The organism is Pseudomonas sp. RA_35y_Pfl2_P32 (assembly GCF_963970735.1).
Taxonomy (GTDB): Bacteria; Pseudomonadota; Gammaproteobacteria; order Pseudomonadales; family Pseudomonadaceae; genus Aquipseudomonas.
The window spans coordinates 1-5,300 of the sequence record NZ_CAXAQF010000046.1 but is presented as its reverse complement, the minus strand read 5'-3'; the positions used below and the strand labels follow the sequence as shown (position 1 = coordinate 5,300).

The 5,300-nt window shown below is 60.3% G+C and carries 4 protein-coding genes and 1 pseudogene; 4 read left to right on the top strand and 1 reads right to left on the bottom strand.

Going from position 1 to position 5,300, the window contains the following annotated elements:
* Positions 1-126 precede the first annotated feature (126 nt).
* Positions 127-693, bottom strand: coding sequence for a cysteine hydrolase family protein (locus AACY45_RS26850; protein ID WP_339548452.1), 567 nt, complete (start codon positions 691-693; stop codon positions 127-129).
* A 184-nt stretch (positions 694-877) separates the two neighbouring features.
* Between AACY45_RS26850 and AACY45_RS26845 the strand changes: the two genes are divergently transcribed.
* The 4 genes and pseudogenes from AACY45_RS26845 to AACY45_RS26830 all read left to right on the top strand — a co-directional run.
* On the top strand, positions 878-3,328 hold the full coding sequence (locus AACY45_RS26845; protein WP_339548451.1) for a penicillin acylase family protein: 2,451 nt from the start codon (positions 878-880) through the stop codon (positions 3,326-3,328).
* A 240-nt stretch (positions 3,329-3,568) separates the two neighbouring features.
* Positions 3,569-4,351, top strand: coding sequence for a transporter substrate-binding domain-containing protein (locus AACY45_RS26840; RefSeq protein WP_339548450.1), 783 nt, complete (start codon positions 3,569-3,571; stop codon positions 4,349-4,351).
* Between the two features lie 58 nt (positions 4,352-4,409).
* Positions 4,410-5,138 carry an ABC transporter permease gene (locus AACY45_RS26835; protein WP_095166933.1) on the top strand — a complete coding sequence of 243 codons (729 nt, stop codon included), beginning with the start codon at positions 4,410-4,412 and terminating at the stop codon, positions 5,136-5,138.
* A pseudogene (locus AACY45_RS26830) lies at positions 5,135-5,300 on the top strand (amino acid ABC transporter permease); the annotation flags it as partial. The gene AACY45_RS26835 and the pseudogene AACY45_RS26830, both read left to right, overlap by 4 nt.

The window sequence follows — 5,300 nt, the reverse complement described above, 5'->3', positions numbered from 1 at the left end:
AAAGGAGTTTTTACCCAGGTCGATGGCGGCGATAGCTACGTTGTTCATGAGAATGGTCTCCGATGGGCCCCTTGCGAAAGCTTAGTGAGCTATCGCAAGGGGCGGTGGGGGTAACCATTTCATTAGTTACCCGGCACGGCCCGCCATGAGAATGTCGCGGGTAGCCACCACCGTTGCGTACTCCCCCTGCAAATTACCCAGCGACATGGCATGCACCTCCTGCGCCGAATGCCACTGGCCAAAAAAATCCTGCTTGTCGAAGGTGTAGCAGGCGTCCTCCACGACCCAGGCCTCATACCCCAGGTTGCCGGCCGTGCGCGCCGTGGCCTCCACCGAGTTGTTCGTCGCCACGCCGACGATGATCAGTTGGCTGACTCCCCCTCGTTGTAAATCCGCTGCCAGCTCGGTTGCGCAGAATGCATCCGGCACCTGTTTCTGGATCACCGGTTCACCCGCCAAGGGCATGAACCGCGGCTGAAATTCCACACCCGACTGTTGCGGCCAGAACACCGACTCCGGCGAGCGGGACAAATGCTGCACATGAATCACTGGCCTCGCCCTGGCGCGCCACTGTTCGAGCAGTTCGGCAATGCGCTCCTCGGCCTGTGGATTGTTGCGCGGCCCGAGCCGGGGCTGATGGATACCTTTTTGCTGATCGATCAGGATCAAGGTGGCGTTTGCCTGCAGTTGCATGGCGCTATTCTCCTCTGCCAATAGCCAAACGCCCACTTCAACACCTTCATTGACCGGACGCAAACCGGCCTATGGTCGAAAATTCCGTGATTTATCCGACAAACCCTCAAATAAGCTCGGCCCCTGCTTGCGCGGCCCTCGGTCGCTCACTAACGTAGCGCCTTTCTTGGTACGGAGCTTTGCCATGGCCTCGCCAGCCTTTACATCTTTTCTTCCCCGGTTCGGCGTTGCCGCAGCAGTGACCAGTGTGCTCAGCCTTAGCGGTTGCCAGACCTGGAATGCCCAGGACACGCTACCGCCGACCTCCGGTGTGCAACCGCTCAAAGGGCTGGCGCAGAACGTCTCCGTGCGACGCAATGCCATGGGTATGCCGCTGATCGAAAGCAGCACCTTCCACGACGCCTTGTTCACCCTTGGTTATGTACACGCCACCGATCGCATCTACCAGATGGTCAGCATGCGCTTGCTGGCCCAGGGTCGCCTGGCGCAAATGTCGGGTCCCCAGATGCTCGACGCCGACCGTTACATGCGCGCCGTGAACCTGAAGAAAAGCGCCGACGAACTCTACAAAGCCTCCTCGCCTCGCCTCAAACGCTTCTTTGACGTCTATGCCCGCGGGGTCAACGCGTACCTGTTCCGCTACCGCGACAAGCTGCCGGCAGACTTGGCCGCCACCGGCTACCAACCGGAGTACTGGAAACCGGAAGACTCGGCGCTGATTTTCTGCCTGCTGAACTTCAGCCAGTCGGCCAACCTGCCGCAGGAAATTTCCGCACTGGTCATGGCGCAAACTGTCACCCAGGACAAGCTGGCGTGGCTGTCGCCGTCCTATCCGGACGAAAAACTACCGTTGGCGGAAACCGACAAACTCCAGGGCATCAAGCTCAACGGCACTATCCCCGGCCTTGCCGAGGTGGCGAACGCTGGCGAGCAACTGGGCGCCTTGAACATGCTCGGCGGCACGGCCTCGAACAACTGGGCGATCGCCCCACAACGCAGCCGCAGCGGTAAAAGCCTGCTGGCCGGTGACAGCCAGATGCCGATCGGCGTGCCGTCACTGTGGAGCTACGTGCAGATTCGCGCACCGAAGTACCAGGCGGCCGGCGTTACCATTGCCGGTTTGCCGATGGTCCTGGCCGGCTTCAACGGCCAGGTGGCCTGGAGCATGACGGCAGTGCTGGGCGACAACCAGGACCTGTTCCTGGAAAAACTCAAGCGCCAGGGTAGTGGCCTGAGCTACGAGGTTGCGGGTAAATGGCAGCCGGTAATGGTGCGCAACGAAACCTACTTCATCAAAGGCCAGCGCCCGATTCGCGAAGCGGTGTACGAAACCCGCCACGGCGCCTTGCTCAACAGCGCCCAGGGCACTGCGTTAGGCAACGGGTTCGGCCTGGCCTTGCAGCAACCGAACTTGACCGACGACAAGAGCCTGGATGCCTTCTTCGACTTGTCGCGTGCGCAAAGTATGGAAAAAGCCTCGGACGCCAGCCGGGAAATCCGCGCGATTGCACTGAACATGGTGTTTGCCGACGCTCGCAACATCGGCTGGCAGGTCACTGGCCGCTTCCCCAACCGTCGCGAAGGCGAAGGCTTGCTGCCATCCCCCGGCTGGGAAGGCCGCTACGACTGGGACGGCTACGCCGACCCGATGCTCCATCCATATGACCAGGACCCGGCGCAAGGCTGGCTCGGCACCGCTAACCAACGGGTAATTCCTCAGGGTTACGGCATGCAGCTGTCCAACTCGTGGGCCGCCCCCGAGCGCGGCGAACGCATCGCCGAACTGGCAGGGAGCGGTAAGCAGGACAGTCGCAGCATGATTGCCATGCAATACGACCAGACCACTCTGTTCGCTGCCAAACTGAAGAACATGTTCGAGGCACCCGGCATGTCGGCGCCACTCAAACACGCCATCGCCGCCCTGCCCGCCGCTGAAGCCGGCAAGGCGCGTGAAGCCTTCGGCCGCCTGATGGCGTTTGACGGCAAGCTCAGCCCGACCTCGACCGACGCGGCGATCTACGAGCTGTTCCTACAGGCCAGCCTGCAGCAGATCTTCCTCGACGAACTGGGGCCGCAGACCAGCCCGGCCTGGAAGGCTTTTGTCACCAGCGGCAAGTCCTCCTACTCGGCCCAGGCTGACCATTTGCTTGGCCGCGAAGACAGCCCGCTCTGGGATGACGCCCGCACCGCGCAAAAGGAAGACAAGCCGGCGATCCTCGCCCGCAGCCTGGCCGCCGCCATTGCGGCTGGCGAAAGCCAGATGGGCGGCGACCGCAAAGCCTGGCAATGGGGAAAACTGCACCACTATGAATGGAAGGACGTGCGCGGCCAGACGGTCCGCGCGCCCCTGTCCGCCGGTGGCGATCACACCACCCTGAACATGGCCGCCTACACCTGGGGCCAGGACTTCAACGTCACCCTGGCACCGGCGATGCGCTTTATCGTCGACTTCGGGCAGGCCGAACCGTTGCTGGCGCAAAACGGCAGTGGTCAGTCCGGCAACCCGGCCAGCCCCAGCTACCTGAACGGTATCGAGCCGTGGCTCAAGGGCCAGTACCAGAGCCTGCCGATGCAGCCGCAGAACTTCGACAAGGTGTACGGCAAGACGCGCCTGACCCTGGTGCCGGGCAAGTAAACCAGCCGCAAACACTCCCTGGGCAGCACCGGTTCAGCCAGCCCAGGCTTCACGCGGGTGCAGTCAATCTTTCGCGCCCGTTTTTGGGCGCGAATCTGCTCCGGACTTTTGTTGAATCATCTTTTAAAACGCTTGTTCGGGACTCTGGTTCGGAAATTGCTACTTTCATAAGGTCTTACGCTTTCCAGTAACAATACTTCTGCGCCACAAGCGCTCATATTGGTTCTTAGGGATTGAATAATGAAAAAAGCATTGCTGACCCTTTCTGCACTGGCGTTGTGCATGGCCGCGGGTTCCGCGCTGGCCAAAGAATACAAAGAGTTGCGTTTTGGTGTTGACCCCTCCTACGCGCCGTTTGAATCCAAAGCGGCAGACGGCAGCCTGGTGGGCTTCGATATCGACCTGGGCAATGCGATCTGCGCCGAATTGAAGGTCAAGTGCAAATGGGTCGAAAGCGATTTCGACGGCATGATCCCGGGCCTGAAGGCCAATAAATTCGACGGTGTCATCTCTTCGATGACCGTTACCGAGGCCCGCGAGAAGGTTATCGACTTCTCCAACGAGCTGTTTTCCGGCCCCACCTCCTTCGTGTTCAAGAAGGGTTCCGGGCTGACCGCCGATACCGCATCGCTCAAGGGCAAGGCTGTCGGTTACGAGCAAGGCACCATCCAGGAAGCCTACGCCAAGGCCGTGCTGGACAAGGCTGGGGTCAAGACCAAGGCTTACGCCAACCAGGACCAGGTCTACGCCGACCTGATTTCCGGGCGCCTCGATGCGTCGATCCAGGACATGCTGCAAGCCGAACTGGGCTTCTTGAAGTCCCCACAAGGGGTCGGCTATGAAGTCAGCCAGCCCGTCGACAGCCCGCTGTTGCCGGCCAAGACAGCTATCGGTATCTCTAAAGGTAACAAAGAGCTGAAGGCTCTTCTCGATAAAGGTATCAAAGCGTTACACGATGATGGCACCTACGCCACCATTCAAAAGAAACACTTTGGTGATCTGAATCTGTACAGCGGCAAATAATGCCCGGCGCCCATCCTCGTGATGGGCGCCTTTTTTTCGCTATCAGGTTGCTGACTTCATGTTTGAACAACTCCTACAAAACCTGGGGCTCTCGGCCTTCAGCTTGAAAGGCTTCGGCCCCCTGCTGATGCAAGGCACCTGGATGACCATCCAATTATCGGTACTGTCGCTGCTGGTGGCCGTGTTACTCGGCCTCCTGGGCGCCAGCGCCAAACTCTCAGCCTCCAGGCTGCTGCGTATTCCGGCGCAGTGCTACACCACGCTGATTCGCGGGGTACCCGACCTGGTGCTGATGCTGCTGATTTTCTACAGCCTGCAAACCTGGCTGACCTCCCTGACGGACCTGCTGGAATGGGAATACATCGAGATCAACCCGTTCAGCGCCGGGGTCATCACCCTGGGCTTTATCTACGGTGCCTATTTCACCGAAACCTTCCGTGGCGCGATCCTCGCCGTGCCCCGCGGCCAGGTTGAAGCCGCCACCGCTTACGGCCTCAAGCGCGGCCAGCGCTTTCGCTACGTGGTTTTCCCGCAGATGATGCGTTTCGCCTTGCCGGGTATCGGTAACAACTGGATGGTGATGCTCAAGGCCACCGCGCTGGTGTCGATCATCGGCCTGGCCGACCTGGTCAAGGCTGCCCAGGACGCCGGCAAAAGTACCTACCAGCTGTTTTACTTCCTGGTGCTGGCCGCGTTGATCTACCTGTTGATCACCAGCGCATCGAACGTTGTCCTGCGCTGGCTGGAACGGCGTTATGCCGCCGGTGCCCGGGAGGCCGTACGATGATCGAACTTCTGCAAGAGTACTGGCGCCCCTTCCTATACAGCGACGGGTACCACATCACTGGCCTGGCGATGACGATGTGGCTGCTCAGTGCCTCGATCTGCATCGGTTTCCTGGTGTCGATCCCGCTGTCGATTGCCCGGGTTTCCCCGCGCTTCTACATCC